Below are 23,567 nucleotides of genomic sequence, written 5' to 3' on the forward strand. Positions count from 1 at the left end.
TGCAATGGGCCCTAACGTCATTGCGTCCTCCTCACCACATACAAATATATAAGATACCCTCCCGCGCCCGAGGTACATCCTCGCAGCGCTCGAGCCCTTCGGCATCGGGCCTTCGATCTGGTTTTGCAACAATGCGGCTTCAAGAAGACTTGGGAAAATTTCCCTCAATCAGCACGCTCAAGCACGAGCGCCATGAAATTCACGAAGCTGTTTCGTATGTCCGTCAGTGGGGAGATTGAAATTTCTCGGAAAAATTCCAAAATATTTCGCTATGAAAAGAGGCCTGATTTCGGGCCGCTTCTAGGACACCACCACAAGGAGATTTTGCGAACGGAGGAGCGCCATGGAACCTACCCTTTCGATGATTATCCCCTCGATCGCCCCCGAATGCCCTGATCCGTCCATCGGCCGCCTGCTTCATCCGGCACGGCATTTCAGCCATCCTGAAGACGTGCTCCGGGATGATACGCTCGATGTCCAGGAAAAACGCGCCATCCTCGCCTCGTGGGCTTCAGACGCCTGCGCGGTCGAATCGATGCCGGCGTTGCGCAAGCTGCCGAACGCTGAGGAACCGGTTGCCTTCGACGCCGTCATGGATGCGCTGCGCCAGCTCGACGACATCCGGAGCGAAGTTGACGGCAATTGCGATCGCGCACCACACCGTCAACGCCCGAAGAAACTTGATGCCTGACGGACATTGACAAGAAAAAATAACATGTCAGCAGGGCTTTCCTTGATGCGGGTGGGAGCGATGGACGACTGCGGAAGTGCATCGTCGTCGTCCGAGGATGCGAACGCGTTCTGGCCTTGCATCGGGCAGCAGAGGTTTGAGTGCGCGAACCATCACTATTCATTGAGGCGGGAGAGGCGTAACAGGCTCGTCCCTTAGTGCCTCAGCCTCAAGAAGGTCAATCAGGGCTGCGACGCGACTTGCGGGCAGAGGGCGACTCTCTCCCATCAACACTTCGTCGTTGTTCAGCCATATCAAGGCCTCCCTCAGTTCTTCAAGCGATGCCCCTGTCGAAGCAATTTCTGCAATTGTCATCTCGTCTACCGGACCAAGCACCGAAGTCACGTCCTTACGAGTCAAAACCATCTTTCGTTCCTCCCGGGCTATCTGCCAATCCGCGGTTTGGCGGCAATCCCGTTTCCACGCAAAAGAAACGCTGAGGAGCCGCGCTCGTTGCATCAAACGTCGGAGGCCAACAAAAAAATCGCAGCGTCGGCCACCAGCCTCTTGACGCAGCAGAACGCGATATCCAACTCTTTGTTGCCTGCTGCCGCAAGGGCGGGCCACGGTCAGGGAGCGCCAGCTTCTTGGCGTTCCTCGTACCTATATTGCTCTTGAGAGGAGGATGTAGCTATGAGAAACAACACCGACTTTTCCCCCTTCTACAGGTCGAGCATTGGCTTCGACCGCATTTTCAACCTGCTTGAAAACGCCAGTCCGCCCCCAACCGCCGGCGACTGGCCGCCCTACGATATCTTGAAGTTCGGCGAGGACAGCTATCGCATCATGCTCGCCGTGGCCGGCTTTACCGACGACGAGCTGACGATCACGCATGAGCCCAATCTCCTCGTGATCAATGGCGCGAAGTCGCAAGGCGAGGAAATGCAATACCTTCATCACGGCCTGGCTCTGCGCCAGTTTGTGCGCCGCTTTGAACTTGCCGACTATGTCAGTGTTACAAGCGCGAAGCTGGAAAACGGCTTGCTTGTCATCGATCTGAAGAAGGAAATCCCCGAGGAGATGAAACCACGCCGCATCGCCATCAACGCCCAGGCGGGCAAGAAGTCGGCGTCAAAGCGGATCGAAGGCGACGTGGCCGCCTGATTAAAAACTGGCCAGCAAGCGGGCACCGTCCCCAATGGGCCGGTGCGCTCTCGCATTGCAGAAGGAGAAAGATGAAAGGAGACAAGACCATGAGCGTACGTGATCTTATTCCATGGAACCGCGGCAACAACCAGGTTCCGAGCGTCTATCGCGGTGATGACATTGATCCATTCCTGTCACTGCACCGCGACGTCAACAAACTGTTCGATGAGGTTTTTCGCGGCTTTGGTGCCCCCTCGTTGTTTGGCCAAATGACAGCGCGAAGCGGAACTTGGCCGCGCGTCGAATTCTCGGAGAATGACAAGGAAATCCGGGTCATGGCCGAGGTGCCAGGCCTCGAAGACAAAGATGTCGAGGTTCTCCTGGAAGACGGCGTACTGACGCTTCGCGGCGAGAAGAAATCGGAAGCCGAGGACAAGGACCGGCAGTTCAGTGAGCGTTACTATGGGCGCTTCGAACGGCGCATCGGCCTTGGCCGGGAGATCGACGAGGACAAGGTCGCGGCGACCTTCAAGAACGGCCTCCTGACCATAACTTTGCCGAAGACAGAAAAAGCGCAGGCCAATGCCAAGCGCATCGCCATCAGCAGCGAAAAGTGATCCTTGAACCAAAAGCATGATCGCCGGGTGCATCCATGCGGATGCACCCGGGTCAGTATCCCTGATTAAAAGGGAGATGAGAGGCGGGTCTTGGCTGCCTGACCTTCGAGGGCCGCACACCGCCATTCATCGAAGCTTGGGCTGCCGGCGGCTGGGACGCCAGTTGAGCTGCGCTGTCCCACAAGAGAAGCGGCGGCTGCTTTGCTTGTGAGACACAATATCTGCTTCCTGGTGCAGAACGACCAAGCCGACCACTCGCCGAACGTGAGCCCGAACCGCAGACTGTGGTCGGTCAATTACCCGCCGCGGGATTGAGGTTGAAATTCCAGGGAACATCAAGGTCAACAGTTGAGCCCGCCGCAGCCGCGCCGGGCTCGCTTTCAGAAAACTGCGTCATGCATGTGCATGTGGACCTCGTCGATAGGCCCAAAGCGCCCACGCCGACAGGACCGCGACAAGAATGCCGATCACGACATGCGTCCGCATCGCATTCACATTCGCGCTAAAGGCCAGCACCCACGGCGAGATCACCAGCCAGAAGCCAAGTGCCATGTTGGCCCGTTCCTCCCACTCCGCAAACTCCGAGAGCGTCGCGGCTGCCAGAACAGCAAGAGCGGCACCAACAACCCAGGCGTTCCATGCGGGCGCCGTTTCCGTTGCGAAACCAATCACCCATGGTGAGACCAACAGACACACGGCAAGGACCAGATTGGCCATATCCTGGCCGCGTTTTCCTTCCATTAGATTGTAAGCCATGACAACCTCCATCCTTGAAGCTTGACCACAGTTCGCGTGCAAGCACGCTGTGCCCAAAGAGGTAGTTTTCTCATAGACAAGTTTCAAGCAACTCAAAGAATGGCATATTCTGGCATTCACTGCGACGTGGCCACCGCGTTGCTTGCCGGCTAAACGGCCGACGGACGTGTTGCTTTCCGGATTAAGACCCGGGGTGCCCATTTACGAATGCTGATCAGGGGTTTTGATCACCAAGCGCCCACGGACTTTTCGCGGCTGTCTCGGCTCCCTTTCGCCCCTCAGTTTCCTTTTTGTCGGTGCTCATAGCGACGGTGGGTCGCCAACGCCATGGGCTGATCCTCCAAGTCTTCGCGCCAGGCTGATATGGAGCTAGGGATGTCGCTCTCCGTAACGCCAGCTCCATGTCCATGCCGGCGCCCCAGGGGCTACATTTCTGTCGTGGGTCCTGATGATCCATGGCGATCTATCCTAACCTTACGTGTTCGTTGTCTCCTGTTTCGGCCTCATATAGCGATCTTGGCTCATGGCAGCTCAGACCGACTGCCCGTGGGTATTCCGGGTTGCAGGCCCCGTGAAACTCCGGACAGGAAGGCGCGCATCGCATCAGACTGGTGATACCGCGGCACAGATCTGAACACCGACCCTCCGATGTATTCGGCTGCTCGCTCAGTTAATGATACGCTTTTGATGACCGGTAACGATGGAGCATGCATCCGCCTTTGGCGCGCCGTAAAATCTCGGACAGCGACTGGGGTTCAGATCGCCTCGTGGGCATTTGTGCCTTTATGTGCCGCAACAGTTCCGGCGAAGCGGCTTTCTTGTTCTGGGTCTGCAGCGTCGGTTCTCCCATGATCGTCACTCCCTTAAAGAACAACAGATCTGCCCCGACCGAAGTCGTGGGCTGGCAGTCAAGATTGTCTGGATGGCGAAAATTTAGGACAAATGGCTCGAATTTTCAATATCTGCGACTGCCGCTTTGCTCTTAGAGGCGATATGAGGAAAATGAGCTTACGACTGCTGCTTGATACCGCAACAATGTTCAACGGAATGAACGGATTTTGCAACGGATGCAGCGACTGTAGCCATTTCGGCACCAATCGGATTCGACGGAAATTCGCCTATTATCGGCATTTTCAAAGCAACGTTTATCAGCAACTTCCAGCTGGGTTGCTTGCGAAGGTCAGCAACAGAGGCTCAGGCACCAAGTCATCCGGATGAATCTCTGCGTTCGGCCAGAATCTTGCCTGATACTGTCGATATTTGATTAATGTGATAATACTGAAGAACGGCTTGAGATCCGGGATAGTCAGAAAGAAGGGTTCGATGGAGAGAATTTTGCCCCACGGAGAGAGACTTCAGGCTCAAACAACCCCAATACGCTTACGGATTCTTGATGTGCTGTCGCAATTGCCGTGGGACGGCATCAGTTTCAAGCACGAAATACCGGGTCTTTCGCTTTATCGCGTCGTCGAGCCCGCCGGGCCCTTTTTCACTTTGTATGAGCCCAGTCTCTCGTTAATCATCAAGGGGAGCAAGCGTGTCAGTGCCGGTGACGAAACGCATGTCTACGATGAATCATGCTTCTTCCTCACCACGATTGGTCTGCCCATGACGGGCCAGATCTGTGAGGCGAGTGAGGCGGAGCCGTATGTGGCTGCCATGTTGCGCCTAAACCTTGAGGCGCTTCGGCGTCTAATTGCCAGCCACGACTTGCACCCGACGGATACATCCGACCGCGACCGCGGCGTAGCAGTGGGTAGGGCCACGCCGGAACTGTTCGATGCCTTCTGGCGATTGATCTCGCTCGTAAATTCGCCAAACGATATTCCCTACATGGCAAACCATATTCAAAATGAAATTTTCTACCGGCTCCTCACTGGCGAACAGGGCGCCCGGCTGCGCCGCTTTGCGCTAGCAGGAACGAACAGTAACCGCGTGGCAAAGGCGGTTGCCTGGCTGAAGGAGAACTACACCATGCCCCTTCGTGTCGATGCGTTGGCGGAGATCGCAAACATGGGGGTTTCCACGTTGCACCATCATTTCCGTGCAATGACGGCCATGAGCCCATTACAATTCCAGAAGCATCTGCGGTTGCATCATGCGCGGGAACTGATGCTTTCCGGATCGCTCGATGCAGCGACGGCCGCGCTCAGGGTCGGCTATGAGAGTCCGACGCAGTTCAGCCGGGAATATCGCCGCATGTTCGGTCATCCTCCACTGCGTGACGTCAAGGCCATACTGAATTCGGACGACTCAACCAGACGCGGCTCCGTCGGTTAGCACAATCGCCGATTGGCTGAGACCAATGCCATTCCTTTCAAAATTTAATCACGCAAAATAAACACAAAGTGACGGGCGCGACAGGATCGAGCAATAATCAGGCAGGATTGAACCTATCAGCCCAAAGCATGGTCTTATAAGTTTGCCTGCACATGACGAACGTCAAAGGGAGCCCGGACCGGCTGAAGCTCCACAGGCGCGCATCACAACGCAGGGAGAATACTATGGTGACTTTGACGATCAACGGCAACGAACATAAAGTCGAGGCCGAGGCGGATATGCCACTCCTCTGGGCCCTCCGCGACCTCGTCGGATTGACGGGAACGAAATTCGGTTGCGGCATGGCACAATGCGGCGCCTGCACCGTCCTTCTGGACGGAGCGCCAGTGCGTTCCTGCCAGACACTCGTCGGCGATATAGGCAATGCGAAAGTGACAACCATCGAGGGGCTCACGGGCAAGGTGGCGGAGACCGTGCAGACGGTCTGGGCCGATCTCGATGTGCCGCAATGCGGTTACTGTCAGTCCGGCCAGATCATGTCCGCGACCGATCTCCTCGCGAATAATCCAAAGCCCACCGATGATGATATCGACGCCGCGATGACGGGCAATCTCTGTCGTTGCGCCACCTATCACCGAATCCGTGCCGGGATTCACGAAGCTGCCAAGCGTTTGGAGGCCTGAATGATGATCCCGAAACTGATGCAATCCCTTGTCCTTCCCGTGGCAAAGACGCAGGCTTCCCGCCGGCAGTTCATGCTTGGCGCGCTCGCGGCGGGCGGCGGTGTCGCCCTCGGCTACCATATTCTGGCTTCATCACCCGCGGCCGCGAGCGACTCTGCGGCGGATGGGAACAAAGCGGCTGTCTTTACCCCCTATTTGACGATCGACAGTGACGGCAAGGTCATGGTTCTTTCGTCCCAGTTCGAAATGGGACAGGGCTCATACAACGGCATTGCGACGCTTGTTGCGGAAGAACTCGACGCTGATTGGTCGTCCATCGATGTCCGGGGTGTCGCCGGCAATGTGAAGGCCTACGGTAATGTCGCTTTCGGCGGCACGATTCAAGGAACGGGCGGGTCCACGTCCATGGTCACCTCATGGGAGCGTTATCGAAAGGCGGGCGCGGCGGCGCGCGCCATGCTGGTGGCCGCCGCAGCATCCGAGTGGGGTGTCCAACCGGCCGAGATCATTGTCGAAAACGGTGTGCTAACGCATCCCTCCGGCAAAACCGGCGGCTTTGGTGTATTTGCTGCCAAAGCGGCAGCCATGCCGGTGCCGACCGATGTGAAACTCAAGCAGCCTGGTGATTGGAAGCTGATCGGCAACGCCAAGCTGAAGCGGTTCGATAGCGCCCGCAAAACGAATGGGACCGAACAGTACACGATCGACGTCAAACTGCCCGGCATGCTGACGGCAGTAATGATCCACCCACCGATGTTCGGTGCCAAGGTTAAATCCTTCGATGCCGCCGCAGCGCGTTCCGTGAAGGGGGTCGTCGATGTCGTTGAGACGCCGCGGGGCATCGCGGTCGTCGGTGAGCATATGTGGGCCGCGATCAAGGGCCGCGAAGCCGTCAAGGTCGTCTGGGACGAGACAGCTGCTGAAAAACGCAGCACGCCGGAACTAATGTCGATATATAAGGATCTCGCAGCAAAAGCCCCGGCAGCCATTGCGCGCAAGGACGGCGACATCGATGCCGGCTTCGCAGCAGCGGCAAAGGTCATCGAAGCGAGCTTCGAGTTTCCATATCTGGCGCATTCCGCGATGGAGCCGCTCAATGCCGTCGCGCGCAAGAATGATGACGGCACGCTGGAAATCTGGGGCGGCCATCAGTTCCCCGATGTGTATCAGACGCTTGCCAGCCAGATCGTAGGCACTACTCCGGACAAGGTGCGGTTGCATGTCATGAAAACCGGTGGCAGCTTCGGCCGGCGCGCCGTGTTCGACGGCGATGTGGTCGTCGAGGCGGTGCATATCGCCAAGGCCATCGGCTTCCGGGCGCCCGTGAAGGTGCAGTGGACCCGCGAGGACGATATGCGCGCCGGCCGATATCGCCCCTCCTATGTGCACAAGCTGAAGGCTGGGATCGATGGTGACGGAAAGCTCGTGGCTTGGAGCGATCATGTCGTCGGTCAATCCATCATGTCGAAGACGGCCTTTGAAGGGATGGTTCAGAATGGCGTCGACCCGACTTCGGTCGAAGGGGCGAGCAATCTGCCTTATGCGATTCCAAACCAAACGGTCGGCCTGACGACCACTGAAGTGGGGGTTCCGGTTCTGTGGTGGCGCTCCGTGGGTTCGACGCATACCGCATTTGCTGCGGAAGCCTTCATTGACGAAGTAGCCGAAGCTGCAGGGCGTGACCCGATCGAATACCGCCTTTCGATGCTCGAGCCGCAATCGCGCCACGCCGTCGTCCTCAAGCTCGCAGCGGAAAAGGCCGAATGGACAAAGCCGCTACCGGAGAACCGTTTCCGCGGTGTTGCCGTGGCGGAAAGTTTTGGGTCGGTCGTTGCGCAGATTGCGGAAGTTTCGACCGATGGCAGTGGCAGCATCAAGGTCGAACGCGTCATTGCCGCGGTCGACTGCGGCTTGGCGGTCAACCCGGATCAGGTCCGCGCCCAGGTCGAGGGCGGCATAGGTTTTGGTTTGGGCGCCATTCTGGGCGAGGAAATCACCCTGACGGCAGGCAAGGTCGATCAGGGCAACTTCGATGTGTACTCGCCTCTACGGATCGATGCGATGCCGGTGGTGGAGGTTCATATCCTTGCCTCCACCAATCCGCCGTCGGGTATAGGCGAGCCGGGCGTTCCACCGATTGGCCCTGCGGTTGCCAATGCTGTCTACAAGGCGCTGGGCAAACGGATCCGTGTCATGCCATTCACCAAGACACTTAATGCATGATTCGATCCCCGGCCGCCTCGCGCGGTCGGGGATGTCACCCCGACGTTGAACGTTGGAATTGGCGCTCAGAAGCTCCACCAGGTCTGCGGTTCTGCTCCCACACGGCCGTAAGGGCCGGTCATCGGCGGGCATTTCGGAGGTGGCCACAAGAGTTCCGTCGGCGAGTGGGACGCGTGCATAGGGAGCCCGCGCCGCTGACATAAACTGACGGTTCTCGCGTTTCCCCCCATGTCTTCAGGTTCTGGAGGGCAGTTGGGCGCAAACTGTTCCACCGCGGGTGTCTGTGCGGCCTGTGTTAGGTTGCGCGAGGCGGTTGCGCAGAAGCTTGGCTTCAATTCGGAGGACATCATGTTCGAGAACGGACAAGTCCGTTCCGGCAACAGATCGGTGCCGCTATCCGAGGCGGCAGGTCCCGAGGAGCTTGCAGGTGAGGACAAGATCGAATGGGGAAAGCTGTCGGAGACCCATCAGCAGTCCACCTTCGGCGCGCATTTCGTCGAGGTCGGCGTGGATGTCGCCACAGGCGAGACCCGATCCGCCGCATGCTGGCAGTCTGTGCCGCAGGACGCATCCTTGATCCGATCACGGCCCGCAGCCAAGTGATCGGCGCGATGACGTGACGATGGGGGCGGGTGGGGCGCTCTCCGAAGAGCTGGTGGTGGACAGCCATCGCGGCTTCTTCGTGAACCATGACCTGGCGGGCTATGAAGTTCCCGTCCATGCCGATATCCCCCATCAGGAGGTGATCTTCATGAACGAGACCGATCCGATGTCGTCGCCCATGAAGGCGAAGGGGATCGGCGAACCTGGGCTGTGCGGCGTTTCGGCCGCCATCGCCAACGCCATCTGTAACGCGACGGGTGTCAGGGTCCGGCACGACCCGACCACGCTTGACAAGCTGATTGCAGGTCTCCCAGACGTCGCATGACGCAAATGACGGCGTTCGATCTCTATCGTCCGCCGTCAACTTTCGAAAGGATCCGCATTGAACGAATTCGTCGCTCCCGTTTCCCTGCCGACACCTTTTCGAGAGCGGTGGTGACTGGCGACTCTGCCGAAAGCTTGAACCCGCGGCTGTTAGCGCCGGACCGGATCCCAAAGATTGATGGCGAAGTTCTGAAAGTCCAGCAAATCCCCGCCACGGTTGTTCGGACGGTCTAGCCGCTCGTAGGCTTGCCCGCGCGCGCTCGGCTTTGTCGGCACGCTTTTTCCGTATTCGTTCCATCAAGCCGTCAAAGCCTCCATCGTGGGGCCGAGTCCGCGTGCTTTTCAATGATTTCGTACTCGACCCGAGGCGGCACTTCCGGGAACACGGTCCCACCCGTCTTCTCGTTTAAAATTACGCACCACCCGACTTTCTGGCCGGCGATGCGGCCAGTGCTTGTTCGCAACCTAAGCAGGTTTGTTCAGACGTACGGAGAGCACTATCCGCCCGCACATTCGGGCGGGGTGTCGTTTGTCGAGCCCATGACCTGGCCAGGTAAACGAACCTTGCAGTGGCCATTGGCCGACAGCGGTCGCTTCAGGGGACACCTTCACCACTTGCAATACGCCTGACTTGGACAGCGGCTGCGCCGAGGATGCTTTGCGACAAATTCTCGTCTTCCAGAATCCGCGAGAGCGTGACGGCACCCACCATAAGGGAGAGTATCGCCATTGCCTTGCCGCTGGGACTGGAGCTCGACCTCTTGGCGTCGTCCATCAGCTCATCCAGGATCTCAAAGTGAACTCGGATCCCATCCTCAAATGGCCGCCTCACCTCTTCACTTTGCCGCGCAGCGTCCGATCCCAACGCCGCCAAAGGGCACCCGTCGGCCCTTTCTCCGAGATGTCCCGGTGAGAGGTAGAACTCCATGACGGCTTCGAGAGGATTGGAGCTGTTCGCGGCCGCTGCTGACCATCTGCGTGTGGCGCTTTCCATCGCGCGCCTGGATGCTTGGGCAGCAAGGTCGTCCTTGGACGAGAACTGCTTATAGAACCCCCCTTGCGTCAGGCCAGCACCCTTCATCAGATCCTTCAGGCCAATACCATCGAAGCCGTGCTCTCGAAAGAGACGGCTCGCGACGTTGATAACCGTTTCCCGATTTTCCTCGGCCTGTGCGCGGCTCACTCTCATATCGACCTCCGATTAGATTTCATTTGACATCTATAGTGTAATTAGATTTAGATCGCAATCTAATTTGTGCAGATCGCTCGTCAAGTAGAGAATGTAAAATGAAACGCAAGCACGTCCTGACATTTGTGGGTCTCCTGGCAGTGGCGATGGCCGCCACCTTTTTCCTCGTTTCCGAAACCACTGAACGGAAAGCCGAAGCCGCAGATCCGAGGACGGTTGCACCGCTCGTAAGTGTGGCCGAGGCGAAAAAGACTGGAACGGCGGAGCGGTCGTTTACCGGGAATGTCGCCTCGCGCGTACAGAGCAATCTCGGATTTCGGGTTCCGGGTAAGATTGTCCAGCGGATGGTCGATGTGGGTCAGCAGGTGAGACAAGGCCAGGCCCTGATGCGCATCGACGAAACCGATCTCCAACTCGCACTGACAGCGAAGCGCAATACGGTCCTCGCAGCACGGGCTGTCCTGATCCAGGTGCAAGCAGATGAGAAACGCTATGCGGCGCTGGTGAAGAATGGATTGGCTGCCACCCCACAGCGATATGAACAGGCGAAAGCCGCCCTCGACACGGCCTCGGCCCAGCTTGCCGCGGCTGAAGCTGACGCCAAGGTGGCAGAAAACGCAGCCACCTATACGGTTCTTCTTGCAGATTCGGATGGAACAGTCGTCGAGACGCTTGGAGACCCCGGGCAGGTCGTGGCAGCGGGCCAGACGGTCGTTCAACTCGCGCAGGCTGGTCCGCGTGAAGCCGTTGTCTGGCTACCTGAGACTTTGCGCCCCGATATAGGATCAAAAGCGCAGGCAAGTGTCTACGGAGGCGACGGTCTCAGCGGAAAGGCCCTCCTGCGACAGATTTCCGATGCCGCCGATCCGCAAACCCGTACTTACGAGGCGCGCTACGTTCTCGATGGCGCCGCCGCCTCTGCCCCGCTCGGTTCGACGGTGACGATTAAAATCCTGGACGCGAAAAGGCAGTCGGAGGTCGCTGTTCCGGTAGGCGCCATCCTGGACAACGGTAGTCAGACAGGTGTTTGGGTTGTCAACGGTGCCAAAGTGAAGTTCACGCCAGTCGAAATTAAACGGATCAGCGAGGAGACGGCATTTATCACCGGTATTGGCATTGGTGAGAAGGTTGTCGCTCTGGGGCCACATCTTCTGGAAAATGGCGCAGCCGTCAGAATTGCCTCGCAGCAAGAGGTGACAAGATAATGAGCTTCAATCTCTCAGCTCTCGCCGTTCGCGAACGCGCCGTTACCCTATTCTTTATTGTTCTGTTGGCGGCTGCAGGCGTCTACGCCTTCGTCAAACTGGGACGCGCCGAGGATCCCTCCTTTACCATCAAGACCCTGACGGTCACGTCCGTCTGGCCAGGTGCCACTGCGCGTGAAATGCAGGATCTTGTCGCTGAACCACTTGAAAAGCGCATCCAGGAACTCACCTGGTATGATCGTGTCGAAACGACAACACGCCCCGGCTACGCCTTCCTCACCGTGACTTTGAAAGATAGCATGCCGCCGGCCGCCGTCGAAGAGGAGTTCTATCAGGCGCGCAAGAAGCTTAGCGACGAAGCCCGAAATCTCCCTCCAGGCGTCATGGGTCCCTTTGTCAACGATGAGTATTCCGATGTGAGCTTCGGCCTTTATGCCCTGAAGGCGAAGGGCATGCCGATGCGCGACCTCGTGCGACAGGCGGAGGTCATCCGTCAGGATCTCCTGCACGTTCCGGGTGTCAAGAAAATCAACATTATCGGGGAGCGCCCCGAACAGATATTCGTCGAATTTTCCTATGCCAAGCTCGCAACACTTGGAATATCGGCCACCGATATCGCCGCGGCTTTGCAAAGACAGAATACGGTCACGCCAGCTGGCTCCATCGATACCCGTGGGCCGCAGGTCTTTATCCGCTTCGACGGAGCCTATAACAGCGTGCAGGCGATTGCTGATACGCCGATCGTAGCGGCTGGACACACGCTAAAGCTCTCCGATTTAGCGGATGTGCGGCGCGGTTATGAGGATCCGGCGACCTACATCATCCGCCATGAGGGCGAGCCCACAATCATGCTGGGTGCCGTAATGCAACAGGGCTGGAATGGTCTTGATCTCGGCCAGGCGCTTGAAGCGCGATCCGCCGCGATCGCGCAGACACTGCCGCTGGGCATGACGCTTACCAAGGTCAGCGATCAGGCCGTCAATATCGAAGAGGCGGTTGGCGAATTCATGCTCAAGTTCGCAATGGCGCTTGGCGTCGTGCTGTTTGTGAGCCTGGTAGCCCTCGGCTGGCGCGTCGGCATTGTAGTCGCGCTTGCCGTGCCGTTGACGCTTGCCGTTGTCTTTCTCATTATGCTGGAAACCGGCCGGTTCTTTGATCGCATCACGCTCGGTGCGTTGATCCTTGCGCTGGGCCTTCTCGTGGACGACGCCATCATCGCCATTGAGGTGATGGTGGTGAAGATGGAGGAGGGCATGGACCGCATCAAGGCGGCCGCTTATGCATGGAGCCATACGGCGGCGCCAATGCTTTCCGGTACCCTCGTCACAATCATCGGGCTGATGCCCGTAGGCTTTGCAAGATCAACTGCAGGTGAATACGCCGGCAACATTTTCTGGGTCGTGGGCTTCGCGCTGATCGTTTCGTGGTTTGTTGCCGTGATCTTCACGCCGTACCTCGGGGTAAAAATGTTGCCCGACATCAAACCGGTCGAGGGCGGACATCACGCCATCTATGATACGCCGAATTATCGTCGCCTGCGCTCCCTCATCGAGTTTGCGGTTCGCCATAAATTCATGACCTGCGCCGTGGTCAGCATCACCATGGCCGTCTCGGTCGTCGGGATGGGAGGCGTAAAACAGCAGTTCTTCCCGACATCGGATCGGCCCGAGGTGCTGGTCGAAGTTCGCATGCCCGAAGGCACAAGCATCGAAACCACGACAGCCGCAGTGGAGAAAGTCGAAGGCTGGCTGCAAGCGCAGCCGGAAGCAAAAATCGTCACCAGCTATGTAGGGCAGGGCGCGCCCCGCTTCTTCTTTGCCATGGCACCTGAATTGCCCGACCCTGCCTTCGCCAAGGTCGTTGTGCTGACCCCCGATGCGCACGCACGCGAGGCTTTGAAGCATCGTCTGCGAGCCGCCGTTTCGGACGGACTTGTTCCTGAGGCATCCGTGCGCGTAACGCAGCTTGTCTTTGGGCCCTACACACCGTTTCCGGTCGAGTTTCGGATCATGGGACCGGATCCGGATGAACTTTACAAAATCTCCGAGCAGGCTTTGGCAATTATGAAAGGTGTGCCCGATGTTCGGCAGGCCAACCGGGATTGGGGCAACCGAACTCCGGTGCTACGGTTCGTCCCCGACCAGGATCGGCTCAATCTGATCGGTCTCTCACCCTCTGAGGCAGCCCAGCAGATGCAGTTGCTGCTCAGCGGCATCCCGGTTACCCAAGTGCGCGACAACATCCGCAATGTTCCCGTTGTCGCACGTAGCGCCGGCGAGAACCGCCTCGATCCATCAAGGCTTGCCGACTTTTCACTGATGAGCAGGAATGGCCGCCAGGTTCCACTCGATCAGATCGGCCATTCCGAGATCCGGTTTGAGGAGCCGATCCTGAAACGCCGCGACCGCACGCCGGTGATTACGATAAGATCCGATATCAACGAGGCGACACAACCCCCGGAGGTCTCACAGCAGGTCATGAAGGCACTACAGCCACTGATCGCATCGCTTCCCGTCGGGTACCGCATCGAAATGGGCGGCAACATCGAGGAATCCCTCAAGGCCAATGTCGCACTCGTCAAGATATTTCCGGCCATGATTGCAGCCATGTTGATCGTCATCATCCTCCAGGTTCGCAGCCTGTCAACGATGACGATGGTCATGTTGACTGCGCCACTCGGACTTGCCGGGGTGGTCCCGACGTTGCTTCTCTTCAATCAGCCTTTCGGCTTCAACGCCATTCTCGGATTGATCGGACTGGCAGGTATCCTCATGCGCAACACGTTGATCCTGACAGAACAAATCAAGGAAAATCAAGCTGCCGGTCTCGATGACTATCACGCCGTGATTGAAGCGACGGTGCAGCGGACGCGCCCTGTCATCCTGACTGCACTGGCTGCCATTCTCGCCTTCATACCCTTAACTCATTCGGTGTTCTGGGGATCGATGGCCTATACGTTGATTGGCGGTACGGCTGCGGGCACCGTGATGATCCTGCTCTTCCTTCCAGCTCTGTACGCGGTATGGTTCCGGATCAAGCCAACGAAAGAAGACAGCCACGGGGAAACGATTGAAGAACTGGCACCACGGAGGGCAATGGCCGCGGAGTAGGGCACGTTGTATGCAAGAGATTCTCCAGTGGCTTTCGCATGCCTACCGATGTTTGCGGAGCTTTCACCGGCCATCGTATCCGCTGCACCTGATTGCCTTGTGACGAGGCTTCATCTCGGGAATCTGCTGTGTTAGCTCGACGATTGGTAAGCCATTTCTCACTTGCCTAAAACTGGGATAGGCGAAGGCGCCAGGGCCGACGTGCCTCCCACATTTCGCACCAAGAAAGAATGGATCTGCGCGATGACGGCCGCGCCCTCACCGACCGCGGCCGCAACCCGCTTGGTGGAGCCGGCCCGTGCGTCTCCGACGGCAAAGATGCCAGGGCAACTCGTTTCCAGCGGCAGTCGTTCGCCACGGCCCAGGCGGTCCCCCGTGAGAACGAAACCCTTTTCATCGAGTGCGACACAGCCGTCAAGCCAGTTGGTATTGGGGTCAGCGCCAATGAACAGGAAGAGATGGCGCGACGCACACTCCTCCGTTTCGCCGGTTCGGGCGTTACGGAAGGTGGCCCCGGTCAAACCTCGATCTCGGTCGCCATGCAAGCCCACAATCTCGCTGCCCACGTGGAGTTCGACATTGGGCAATGCCGCGATCCGGTCGATCAGATACTGGGACATGGTCTGCTCGAGCGGTCGTCGGACCACGTGGTGCAGGTGCCTGACCTGCGGTGCGAGGTAGGCGACGGCTTGGCCGGCCGAGTTTCCACCGCCCACGAGAGTGATTTCCTCTCCGGAGCACAGGCGGGCCTCGATCGGCGATGCCCAGTAGGAGACGCCAGCCCCTTCCAGCTCTTCGACATTGATGATATCAGGCCGGCGGTAGCGCGCTCCCGACGCGATCACGATGGAACGCGCTCGTGCGGTATATCCATTGCTGAGCTCGAGTGAGAATGGAGCTTCCGACTCAGATCCATGACAGCACAGCTTTCCGACGGTCAGCGGGATCGCGAGCTCGGCACCGAATTTGGTCGCCTGATTGAAGGCACGGCCCGCAAGAGCCTGCCCGGAGATACCAGTGGGGAAGCCGAGATAATTTTCGATCCGGGCGGATGCTCCCGCCTGTCCGCCGAAAGCCCGCGAATCGAGAACCAGCACAGACAGTCCCTCGGATGCCCCATAGACAGCGGTGGCCAGTCCGGCCGGTCCCGCGCCGACGACTGCCACGTCATAGACATTCTTTGGATCGAGATCCGGCATGATGCCTAGACATGACGCAGCATCCGCGTCGCTCGGATTTCTGAGCAATGTGCCGTTTGGACAAATCATCAACGGCAAATCTTCAGATGCGATGCCGAGGCGTTCGACCAGCTCGCGCCCCTCTACCTCGCATGCGGCGATGAGGGCGTGGGGATAGCCGTTGCGGGTGAGAAATCCAGACAACCTCACGATGTCGGGAGCATCCCGGCGTCCAACCAGAATCGACCCTGCGCCGCCGGCCCGACCTTCTTCGATCAGCGAGACGCGACGGAGGATGTAGGCGCGCATGATCGCTTCACCAATATCCGCCGACCCGATGACTAGCGCGCGGAGATGTGGCGCATCGAAGGGTAGCGCAAGTACGCCCTTCTCGCCGGCGACCACCGATGCCAGGGTTGCATGACCAGACAACTGATTGGTCTCACCGGTGAACTGGCCGGGACCATAGGTGGCGATCAGGGACGACTTGCCAGCGGCGCCGCGCTGAATTGCATCGGCCGAGCCCTCTAGAATAAGCCAGGCAGGGACGCTGCGGGTACCGATCTCATAGAGGATGTCGCCTGGGCCAAAGCGGCTCGGCTCACCGCTCGTGAAGCGTCGAGCCATCCCAATTTGGAAAGCCGAGAGTGTTGGATATGCTTGCTCCCGCCGAGCATCGCTGATCGCCATCGTGTGAACTCCATATCGGCCTATGCTCGTGTGTGACGGCATCCGATGATCTGGTCAGTTTATCCCGTGCACTAAAAAAGCCAACTCTTTCCGCGAGCCTCTCTACCTGACGAAGTTTTCTACGCATCCCATGGCCGAGCGCCAAGGCGAAGACCAGGCTTTCACCAGTCTGCTTCGTTCGTGCAACGCACCAGGGCTGCGCATTGACCGCGATAGGTATTCTCCAACATTCCTCCCTCCATTCGTGGTGTCTGTGCGGATGGCGCCGATCCCAGCATCCTAGCGCACCTTCGTTGTTCAGGCGGATAGTCAAGTTCGGCGACCAGTCCCGAAACCCCGGGTCCTGTGGGGTAGCGGCAACTTTGCCCCTGAATACGCCGCCCGGCGTGCCTCGCTGACAGATTGGTTTCAGAGCGGCGAGATGCACGCGGTTGGGCTTGAACTCTCCATCCCGGTCTTGGAATTAGAAGATTGAGCCCAGCGGCGTGGATCTCGATCAGAACATCATCATCCCGCAACGTCGGCTCCGGCATGTCGGCGAAACGCAGGGCGCTGTTCTTTTGTATTATCGAGGATGAATGCCTTCAGATGATCTGTTCTCCAGTTTCCAGGCAAACCCGCCTCCGGTTGGAGAGCCGCTATCGCAGAATGTGTCGATGAGAAGCGGGGCCGCGCCTAGCGCGGCACCCGATGGGAGCAGCGGCGACTTGCGGCTGCGATGGCGGGATAGGAAGCCATCGTTGACGAACGTCTTGGTTTCAGCCCGGATCGCCGAAGGCGCAACCGGCGCAGCGCCGTTTTCCTGAAGGTCGATGTGGCTGACACATGCCAGAGCTGCAGGAAATCCGCCCGCCCTTGGCGTGCACGCGGTCGCGACCTTGCTCCAACCCTCGATCTAGGCCCGGGAGTAGATGCCGGGCGTGTCCTGGTAGCCTGATCGAATGTTTCGTTGGTGCTCAGGCGACGGTGCTGTACCACTCGGCGGGATGCTGATTCCCATAGTTTGGAAGCATGGCCTGGCGCGCGGCCACAAGCACGTCCCACTGACCGGCATCGGGAAGCGGGGGAACGGTTACCGGTTCGCGGCGGTCGAACCCAACCAGCGCCGCATCCACCAGATCGTCTACCTCCATCACGTTGGAAAGCGGGTTGACGTCGGCGCCGACGTGCTCCCAAATCTCGGTTCGCGTCGTGGCGGGAAGCACGGCCCGAACGTAAACTCCATTCGGCGCGAGCTCGAGGCTGAGGCCCTGCGACAGTACGAGCGCCGGTCGAACGAAAGAGCGGAATAGGATTCGCGGCTCGTATAGGAGGACCCCCCGAAAAACCCTATTCCACTATACTGTAAGCGATGTATTGATGGCGCGATGAACGGGAAAATATCGTCGAGTGACGCTCGGCAACTCTTGCGAACGGACATTCCACGCCAAGGTTCTCGCCGTAATCCAAGGACAATAAACTTTCTTCGATGAAACTCGCCCTCTGCCCACTCTGGCATCAATGGCAGTGATGCATTCCGTCGGCATTGGACGAGACATGATCATCAGTCAAAGCGCCCCTTGCTTTCCCGTTGGGTTAGTAATTGGATACACGGGGGGAGGGAAAAGGAGTCCGCTATGCTCGAACTTACCTATCCTAATGGCTTTCCGGTGCATGTGAACCCGTATGCAGTCATCACGATTACCCAAGCCGGCGAGACCACGAATATCGTCACGACCAATGGTGAATTCTCCGTGAAAGAGGACCTGACCATCGTCTCTCAGAGATGGGTGAACCTCATGTCTCAATACGCGGGCCGTGGCTAATCATTCTGCCGCCAGCCAATCCGGTTTCGAGAACCCACTATCTCCGGTACGTCGGAGGATGGTTCCCAATGTAGTCTCTTGGGCATTCGCCCTTTGATTGCAGCCATCTGCATTGACCGGTAATGGCTTCTACCTCACACATCGGCACTTTGTTGAACTACTGGATGTAGTGGGCGAGTTCGTGAACGAGCACGCCCGGGTTCAGCCAGTCCGCAAACGCCAGCAACGTACTCACAGCGCGAATGCAGCGTCGCCTCCGTCACGTCGACAAAAGCTCCGCCACAGAGGTGGCGCCATAGGACAGCAGGTCGCCTTGCCAATTGCTGCGTTTCACAAATTGCTCCCAAGTCAACGCATGCGGATCGATTTTCCGACTCCACGTCAGGTCGCGATCGGGGGCGTAATAGCCATACTCGACAGCGTATTCCACCATGCCCACCAATTCGCGCACGAGATGCTCGTCGGCGGCAAAATTCGGAAAGTGGCGCAACAAGTCTTCGCGCGAGTAAGCGGAGGCATAGTGCGCCCGCTGACCGGTAACCCGCACAAAAGTGTCCACCATTTCTTGCGCCGAGAGAAACTCGCCGATCACTGGTAGGGTTTTGCCGGTGTATTGCGTCGGGTGATCGAAAATCTCGCGCACCGCCGGTCCGGCGGCAGTGAGCGGATCACAGAACGGCATGGGTATATGCGGGGGCAAGTATATGGCGAACGTTATGCCGTCCGCCCCGCGCTGCGGCACATAGTATTCTAGGAAGTTGGTGTAGTAAAATGCCAGGTACACGAACGAACTGCGAACGGGCAAGGTGCGAATGTAGTCCTCCACCTTCGCCTTGTCGGTGAAGTGCGGCGCCCACTTCGTGCCGCCGGTACGCGCTTCGACATTTTCGAGCCCGCTGAAAACCACATGTTCGACCCCAGCGGCCACCGCCGCGTCAGCCAATTCCATTCCGAGGGTAAGCTCGAGTTCCTCCGGCGGCACCTTGACGATGGGCGGCGTCATCAAGAACGCTCCGTACGAGCCGCTCATGGCCGCGGTTAGCTCGGCTTCCATGCCGAGTTCAAGGGGTGCCACCACGACCTCGGCGCCCTTTTGCGCCAAGATTTGCGCGGGCTGGCTATCGCGGCGACGCGTCAGGGCACGCACCCGGTAGCGCCCGCTGTCGAGCAGCGCCTCGGCGACACTGCGGCCTTGCTTGCTCGAGGCACCGACAACAGTGATCAGAGGTTTGGAGGTATCGGCTTGGATCATGCAACTTCTCCTAGTCTTGAGATTCCTGATCTTGAGGTCGTGAAGTAGTCGCCCGGTTGCTGTCCACCAGGTGCTAGTGAACGGCGACCGCGGAAAAGGTTGGACCTCAGGCCCGGAAGTCTCGCCTGTTTCGAGCTATATTTGAAATCATAGGAATGTTCGGCTACTATCCATTCAATGGATACCAAGCGCCTGGATCTCAATCTGCTGGTCACTCTTGAGACGTTGCTCGTGGAGCAGAACGTGACGAAGGCGGCCGCTCGCCTGAATCTGAGCCAACCGGCGGTAAGTGCCCAGCTAAACCGCCTCAGGCATGAGTTCGACGACCCACTGCTGATTCCTGCACAGCGAGGAATGACGCCGACCGCTAAAGCAATGGAGTTGCTCGACCCTTTGCGCCAGGCCCTTGACCAAGTTCGAGCCACGGTTGTTTCCCATAGGAACTTCGACCCGGCTCAAGCCAAGCTAACCGTCTCTATCGCCTGTACAGATTATCTGCAGGCGGTGGTGGTCAAGCCGCTCGTCGTGGAACTCAGGATGCGGGCACCCGGAGTTCGTGTCGCGCTGCGCAATCTCGACGTGCCGCAGTTGGACGCGCAGATGGCGCGGGGTGATGTGGATCTGGCGCTCATGACGCCGCAGGCCGCTTCGCCGAGTCTTCGTACTCGACACCTGTTTAACGAGCGCTATGTGCTCATCGGCCGACGGAAGCATCCGAGACTACGAGAGGGAATCACGGTCGAGGAGTTTGTTGAGATGGACCAGGTAATTGTTTCCTTGGACGGCGGTGGCTTTGTGACGCCAGTGGACAGGGTTTTGGCTGACCTCGGACACAGACGCAATGCGGTGTTATCTGCAGCCTCATTCTTGTTCGTTCCTGAGATCGTGTCTTACTCGGACCTCGTTGCCCTTGTTCCAGAACGTCTCGTACGCGACCGTGCCGACAAGCTCATGGTAATAGACTGCCCATTTCCCGTCGAAGGTTTCGCAGTGGGAATGGTGTGGCACGAGCGTTGTCACGGACACGGCGGCCAACGCTGGATCCGGGAGGCTATTGTGTCGCTAATGGCGCACACATAAATGGCTGCCCTGGCCGTGACGAAAGCGACACGACTTGGCGGACTAGGGCGTCCTCGAACGTGCGACTGAGGAGCGGGCATCCCAACGCATCGACTTGGAACTGAGGTTCGGTGGTTACGATCTGGCTTTGGCTTCTCGAAACTATCTTCAGTTACAATGCGCAGATCCGAGGGCGGCGGTTCACGTAGACGAGGAAATCGTCCGCGCCCGCAGGGCTCCAGCCACAGAAAGCGGAAGAATACTATCACGAACCCGCCGAGTGAACCCGCCCATGGTGGTCTCGCCCCCTTATTTAAGAGCGCTTACCTTATCTCATTTCCTATTTAAGCCAAGTGGCTATTGCTTAAATAAGGCCTCAGCATCATATTTGGGTCATGTCTGAACCCGCCTCCATCTCCGGCTAGGCCACTTTGTCGAGACCCCCGTTGCGGGTGAGATGGTGCGCGCCTTCGTGCCGCCGCCCTTGCCGCCGGAGCCGTCGATCGACGTGCTTGCCTTGTTGGAGCGGCTGAGTCTGGCGGAGCGAGCCTTGGGGCGTCTGGACGGCATCACAATGCTGCTCCCGCGTCAGGAGCTGTTCCTTTATATGTATGTGAAAAAGGAAGCTGTCCTCTCGTCCCAGATTGAGGGCACACAATCGACCCTTTCGGACTTGCTCCGCTTCGAGACCGAGGCGCAAACCGGCCAGCCGATCGGCGACATCCGCGAAGTCTCGAACTACGTCGATGCCATGATGTACGGGCTGGAGCGGCTGGAAGATTTACCGCTGTCGTTGCGCCTGATCCGTGAGATGCACGCCCGACTGCTACAAAGCGGACGCGGCGGCACGAAGAGTCCTGGCGAGTTCCGACGCTCGCAGAACTGGATCGGCGGCACGCGCCCGGGCAATGCGCTGTTCGTGCCGCCACCTGTCACCGAACTGGACGGCTGCCTCGATGCGCTTGAGCGTTTCATGCATGAGGAAGGGTCGCTACTGCCCGCCCTCATCAAGGCCGGTCTGCTGCACGTTCAGTTCGAGACCATCCATCCGTTCCTGGACGGCAACGGCAGGATCGGCCGCTTGCTGGTCACGCTGTTTCTTTGCGTCAACGGCGTGCTGCGCAAGCCGCTGCTCTATCTGAGCCTTTATCTCAAAACCCACCGTGGCGACTATTACCGCCTACTTCAGGAAGCGCGCGAGCATGGCGCATGGGAAGCCTGGCTCGACTTCTTTCTCACCGGTGTCGCGGACACCGCCAATCAGGCTTTCGATGCCGTTACCCGGATCGTCGAATTGTTCAAGGAAGACCGCGAACGCATTACGGCAGAGAGTGACCGGGCTGGCTCGGCGCTGCATATCCACGATCTCTTTCAGCAGAATCCCTATCTGACGGCCAACCAGCTCGTTCAGCAGACGGGCCTTTCTGCCCCGACGGTCAATGCGGCGCTCGCCGATCTGGAGCGGTTTGGCATAGTCGAGGAGGTTACTGGCCGCAAACGGGGCCGCGTTTTCAGTTACCGGCGCTATCTCGCAATTCTGAGCGAGGGCACCGACCCGCTCCCCACTGCCGCCTGACGGAAGGAAGCCTGTGCGTATCGAATCCGTAACCTTGTCCAGCGTCCGCTGTTTCTGCCCTGATCCGATCACGGTGCCTATCTCATCGCAGATTGCGGCCGTCGTCGGTCCGAACGCGGCGGGAGAGACCGCACTTCTCCATGCACTGTCGAAACTTTCTGGCGTGTCGCGTGCGCAGCGTACCGGTGCAGCGTTCGGATTTCCACTTCTTGGGCGCGGACGACGATCCGGATGATCGTGAACCCAGGGATCTGTTCATCGACGTGGTGATCGGATTGCCCGAACTGGCCGATGGCATTCGCGCCAACGCGGCCACCACAGGTTCAACTCCCTAGAGCCCTTGGCGCGACGCGACCGCTCCTGTTGGCCCAAGCCCATGCGGTCACCGCTATGCCGATCAACGCTGGCAGTGAGACCGCCGGGAAATCTCGAGGAATGACAGATGGCGCGCAGATACCCACGGCTACTTCCCATAAATGAAGATCGCGTGTGCGGAGAGCCACAATGTTGGCGCTGCCCAAAGGCCCAGCCGCAAGTCCGGTTTGCCTATACCCGCCACATACGCCGCACCAATGAATAGTTCGATGAGGCCGATGTCGCGGATGAAGTGCTGGTTGAACAAACCGGCGGCGGCAACACCTGGAACCGCAAAATACCACGCTTCGGGGTTCACCAGCATGAAGACACCGTTAGCAAACATTGCCGCACCCAGGAAGCCGGCAAATCCGAACACAAGTTTAGACATGTTCGTCGCTCCCGTTGGCCTGTTGCATAGCAACGTCCTTGCTCAGCTTCTGTCTCTTTTCGGCGTCAATGACCAGATGGGGATCGAAATAGAAGACGCGCAAAGTTGCAAGACGACCGTCTCGAACGGTCCAGTGTTCTGCGAGTCTCGTGATGTCATTTTGGCCTTTGATACCGGCATAAACAAATGCGGCCACCGTGGTGTCGTCCGCAGTGAAAGAATCATAGCCGAACCTGTCAAAGTCAAACATTGCCGCAACGCGCGGAAGGACTTGCGTTACAAATTGTTCGGCCCCGAGACCCTTGCCGCCCCATGGCAAGATTGCCGGCACATCCCATAGGAAATCTTCGGCAAGATATCGGGAAAAAGTCTTCGTGCTGCCAGCGAGAGCTGTTCCGTTAAAATCACTTACCAGTTGCTTGTTTTGCTCGCTCATTGCGGCTCTCCTTGAAGCAA

Annotated in this window: 19 protein-coding genes and 3 pseudogenes; 13 read left to right on the forward strand and 9 right to left on the reverse strand. The window is 58.4% G+C overall.

Annotated elements, in window-relative coordinates:
• The first annotated feature begins 343 nt into the window (after positions 1 to 343).
• Entirely contained in the window at positions 344 to 691 is a 348-nt protein-coding gene (locus CU103_RS22010; protein WP_106666183.1) for a hypothetical protein, read from the forward strand.
• Positions 692 to 850: 159 nt separating this feature from the next.
• Here CU103_RS22010 and CU103_RS22015 read toward each other — a convergent pair whose 3' ends face one another.
• On the reverse strand, positions 851 to 1,096 hold the full coding sequence (locus CU103_RS22015) for a hypothetical protein (protein ID WP_106666184.1): 246 nt from the start codon (positions 1,094 to 1,096) through the stop codon (positions 851 to 853).
• A gap of 267 nt (positions 1,097 to 1,363) precedes the next feature.
• Between CU103_RS22015 and CU103_RS22020 the strand changes: the two genes are divergently transcribed.
• On the forward strand, positions 1,364 to 1,834 hold the full coding sequence (locus CU103_RS22020) for an Hsp20 family protein (protein ID WP_106666185.1): 471 nt from the start codon (positions 1,364 to 1,366) through the stop codon (positions 1,832 to 1,834).
• Between the two features lie 89 nt (positions 1,835 to 1,923).
• Positions 1,924 to 2,433 carry an Hsp20/alpha crystallin family protein gene (locus CU103_RS22025; RefSeq protein ID WP_106666331.1) on the forward strand — a complete coding sequence of 170 codons (510 nt, stop codon included), beginning with the start codon at positions 1,924 to 1,926 and terminating at the stop codon, positions 2,431 to 2,433.
• A 393-nt stretch (positions 2,434 to 2,826) separates the two neighbouring features.
• Here CU103_RS22025 and CU103_RS22030 read toward each other — a convergent pair whose 3' ends face one another.
• Positions 2,827 to 3,189, reverse strand: a complete 363-nt coding sequence (locus tag CU103_RS22030; protein ID WP_106666186.1) for an SPW repeat protein — start codon at positions 3,187 to 3,189, stop codon at positions 2,827 to 2,829.
• A gap of 1,323 nt (positions 3,190 to 4,512) precedes the next feature.
• Here CU103_RS22030 and CU103_RS22040 point away from each other — a divergent pair.
• The 4 genes and pseudogenes from CU103_RS22040 to CU103_RS22055 all read left to right on the forward strand — a co-directional run.
• Positions 4,513 to 5,469 (forward strand): AraC family transcriptional regulator, encoded by a 957-nt coding sequence (locus tag CU103_RS22040; RefSeq protein WP_106666188.1) that lies wholly within the window; start codon positions 4,513 to 4,515, stop codon positions 5,467 to 5,469.
• Positions 5,470 to 5,693: 224 nt separating this feature from the next.
• A complete protein-coding gene (locus CU103_RS22045) occupies positions 5,694 to 6,152 on the forward strand; it encodes a (2Fe-2S)-binding protein (protein ID WP_106666189.1) in 459 nt (152 codons plus the stop codon).
• A 3-nt stretch (positions 6,153 to 6,155) separates the two neighbouring features.
• The gene (locus CU103_RS22050; RefSeq protein WP_106666332.1) at positions 6,156 to 8,375 is read left to right on the forward strand and encodes a xanthine dehydrogenase family protein molybdopterin-binding subunit; all 2,220 of its coding nucleotides are present in this window, start codon (positions 6,156 to 6,158) and stop codon (positions 8,373 to 8,375) included.
• Positions 8,376 to 8,600: 225 nt separating this feature from the next.
• Positions 8,601 to 9,303 (forward strand): annotated as a pseudogene (locus CU103_RS22055) (molybdopterin cofactor-binding domain-containing protein); the annotation flags it as partial.
• A gap of 594 nt (positions 9,304 to 9,897) precedes the next feature.
• On the opposite strand, the gene CU103_RS22065 reads toward CU103_RS22055, so the two are convergent.
• Positions 9,898 to 10,491: a TetR/AcrR family transcriptional regulator gene (locus CU103_RS22065; protein WP_106666191.1), complete on the reverse strand. Its 594-nt coding sequence runs from the start codon at positions 10,489 to 10,491 to the stop codon at positions 9,898 to 9,900.
• 98 nt (positions 10,492 to 10,589) lie between these two features.
• On the opposite strand from CU103_RS22065, the gene CU103_RS22070 reads away from it, so the two are divergent.
• On the forward strand, positions 10,590 to 11,696 hold the full coding sequence (locus CU103_RS22070; protein WP_106666192.1) for an efflux RND transporter periplasmic adaptor subunit: 1,107 nt from the start codon (positions 10,590 to 10,592) through the stop codon (positions 11,694 to 11,696).
• A complete protein-coding gene (locus tag CU103_RS22075; RefSeq protein ID WP_106666193.1) occupies positions 11,696 to 14,806 on the forward strand; it encodes an efflux RND transporter permease subunit in 3,111 nt (1,036 codons plus the stop codon). Before CU103_RS22070 ends, CU103_RS22075 begins: the two co-directional genes overlap by 1 nt.
• A 158-nt stretch (positions 14,807 to 14,964) precedes the next feature.
• Here CU103_RS22075 and CU103_RS22080 read toward each other — a convergent pair whose 3' ends face one another.
• From CU103_RS22080 to CU103_RS22085, 3 genes and pseudogenes are all read right to left on the reverse strand, one after another.
• Positions 14,965 to 16,674, reverse strand: a complete 1,710-nt coding sequence (locus CU103_RS22080; protein WP_170117098.1) for an FAD-dependent oxidoreductase — start codon at positions 16,672 to 16,674, stop codon at positions 14,965 to 14,967.
• A 727-nt stretch (positions 16,675 to 17,401) separates the two neighbouring features.
• Positions 17,402 to 17,608: pseudogene (locus CU103_RS32165) on the reverse strand (oxidoreductase); the annotation flags it as partial.
• A gap of 22 nt (positions 17,609 to 17,630) precedes the next feature.
• A pseudogene (locus CU103_RS22085) lies at positions 17,631 to 17,939 on the reverse strand (SDR family NAD(P)-dependent oxidoreductase); the annotation flags it as partial.
• Between the two features lie 351 nt (positions 17,940 to 18,290).
• Between CU103_RS22085 and CU103_RS22090 the strand changes: the two are divergent.
• A complete protein-coding gene (locus tag CU103_RS22090) occupies positions 18,291 to 18,479 on the forward strand; it encodes a hypothetical protein (protein ID WP_106666194.1) in 189 nt (62 codons plus the stop codon).
• A 259-nt stretch (positions 18,480 to 18,738) separates the two neighbouring features.
• Here the strand turns inward: CU103_RS22090 and CU103_RS22095 are convergent, their stop codons facing one another.
• The gene (locus CU103_RS22095) at positions 18,739 to 19,731 is read right to left on the reverse strand and encodes an NmrA/HSCARG family protein (protein ID WP_106666195.1); all 993 of its coding nucleotides are present in this window, start codon (positions 19,729 to 19,731) and stop codon (positions 18,739 to 18,741) included.
• Between the two features lie 177 nt (positions 19,732 to 19,908).
• Here CU103_RS22095 and CU103_RS22100 point away from each other — a divergent pair, with 177 nt between their 5' ends.
• From CU103_RS22100 to CU103_RS31800, 3 genes are all read left to right on the forward strand, one after another.
• Positions 19,909 to 20,811 carry a LysR family transcriptional regulator gene (locus CU103_RS22100; protein ID WP_106666196.1) on the forward strand — a complete coding sequence of 301 codons (903 nt, stop codon included), beginning with the start codon at positions 19,909 to 19,911 and terminating at the stop codon, positions 20,809 to 20,811.
• 436 nt (positions 20,812 to 21,247) lie between these two features.
• Positions 21,248 to 22,366 (forward strand): Fic family protein, encoded by a 1,119-nt coding sequence (locus tag CU103_RS22105; protein ID WP_106666197.1) that lies wholly within the window; start codon positions 21,248 to 21,250, stop codon positions 22,364 to 22,366.
• Between the two features lie 170 nt (positions 22,367 to 22,536).
• Entirely contained in the window at positions 22,537 to 22,701 is a 165-nt protein-coding gene (locus CU103_RS31800) for a hypothetical protein (RefSeq protein ID WP_210203823.1), read from the forward strand.
• A gap of 128 nt (positions 22,702 to 22,829) precedes the next feature.
• Here the strand turns inward: CU103_RS31800 and CU103_RS32170 are convergent, their stop codons facing one another.
• Positions 22,830 to 23,111: a hypothetical protein gene (locus CU103_RS32170; protein WP_245448941.1), complete on the reverse strand. Its 282-nt coding sequence runs from the start codon at positions 23,109 to 23,111 to the stop codon at positions 22,830 to 22,832.
• Positions 23,104 to 23,547: a nuclear transport factor 2 family protein gene (locus CU103_RS22120; protein WP_106666198.1), complete on the reverse strand. Its 444-nt coding sequence runs from the start codon at positions 23,545 to 23,547 to the stop codon at positions 23,104 to 23,106. The genes CU103_RS32170 and CU103_RS22120 overlap by 8 nt, the downstream gene beginning before the upstream one ends.
• Between the last annotated feature and the right edge of the window lie 20 nt (positions 23,548 to 23,567).

Origin of the sequence: Phyllobacterium sophorae, assembly GCF_003010965.1 — a bacterium.
Taxonomy (GTDB): domain Bacteria; phylum Pseudomonadota; class Alphaproteobacteria; order Rhizobiales; family Rhizobiaceae; genus Phyllobacterium; species Phyllobacterium sophorae.

What these genes read in the sequence shown, in the direction of transcription:
- CU103_RS22010 (WP_106666183.1), top strand. Translation starts at nt 344, where the DNA reads ATGGAACCTACCCTTTCGATGATTATCCCCTCGATCGCCCCCGAATGC.
- CU103_RS22015 (WP_106666184.1), bottom strand. Translation starts at nt 1,096, where the DNA reads ATGGTTTTGACTCGTAAGGACGTGACTTCGGTGCTTGGTCCGGTAGAC.
- CU103_RS22020 (WP_106666185.1), top strand. Translation starts at nt 1,364, where the DNA reads ATGAGAAACAACACCGACTTTTCCCCCTTCTACAGGTCGAGCATTGGC.
- CU103_RS22025 (WP_106666331.1), top strand. Translation starts at nt 1,924, where the DNA reads ATGAGCGTACGTGATCTTATTCCATGGAACCGCGGCAACAACCAGGTT.
- CU103_RS22030 (WP_106666186.1), bottom strand. Translation starts at nt 3,189, where the DNA reads ATGGCTTACAATCTAATGGAAGGAAAACGCGGCCAGGATATGGCCAAT.
- CU103_RS22040 (WP_106666188.1), top strand. Translation starts at nt 4,513, where the DNA reads ATGGAGAGAATTTTGCCCCACGGAGAGAGACTTCAGGCTCAAACAACC.
- CU103_RS22045 (WP_106666189.1), top strand. Translation starts at nt 5,694, where the DNA reads ATGGTGACTTTGACGATCAACGGCAACGAACATAAAGTCGAGGCCGAG.
- CU103_RS22050 (WP_106666332.1), top strand. Translation starts at nt 6,156, where the DNA reads ATGATCCCGAAACTGATGCAATCCCTTGTCCTTCCCGTGGCAAAGACG.
- CU103_RS22065 (WP_106666191.1), bottom strand. Translation starts at nt 10,491, where the DNA reads ATGAGAGTGAGCCGCGCACAGGCCGAGGAAAATCGGGAAACGGTTATC.
- CU103_RS22070 (WP_106666192.1), top strand. Translation starts at nt 10,590, where the DNA reads ATGAAACGCAAGCACGTCCTGACATTTGTGGGTCTCCTGGCAGTGGCG.
- CU103_RS22075 (WP_106666193.1), top strand. Translation starts at nt 11,696, where the DNA reads ATGAGCTTCAATCTCTCAGCTCTCGCCGTTCGCGAACGCGCCGTTACC.
- CU103_RS22080 (WP_170117098.1), bottom strand. Translation starts at nt 16,674, where the DNA reads ATGGCGATCAGCGATGCTCGGCGGGAGCAAGCATATCCAACACTCTCG.
- CU103_RS22090 (WP_106666194.1), top strand. Translation starts at nt 18,291, where the DNA reads ATGCTCGAACTTACCTATCCTAATGGCTTTCCGGTGCATGTGAACCCG.
- CU103_RS22095 (WP_106666195.1), bottom strand. Translation starts at nt 19,731, where the DNA reads ATGATCCAAGCCGATACCTCCAAACCTCTGATCACTGTTGTCGGTGCC.
- CU103_RS22100 (WP_106666196.1), top strand. Translation starts at nt 19,909, where the DNA reads ATGGATACCAAGCGCCTGGATCTCAATCTGCTGGTCACTCTTGAGACG.
- CU103_RS22105 (WP_106666197.1), top strand. Translation starts at nt 21,248, where the DNA reads ATGGTGCGCGCCTTCGTGCCGCCGCCCTTGCCGCCGGAGCCGTCGATC.
- CU103_RS32170 (WP_245448941.1), bottom strand. Translation starts at nt 23,111, where the DNA reads ATGTCTAAACTTGTGTTCGGATTTGCCGGCTTCCTGGGTGCGGCAATG.
- CU103_RS22120 (WP_106666198.1), bottom strand. Translation starts at nt 23,547, where the DNA reads ATGAGCGAGCAAAACAAGCAACTGGTAAGTGATTTTAACGGAACAGCT.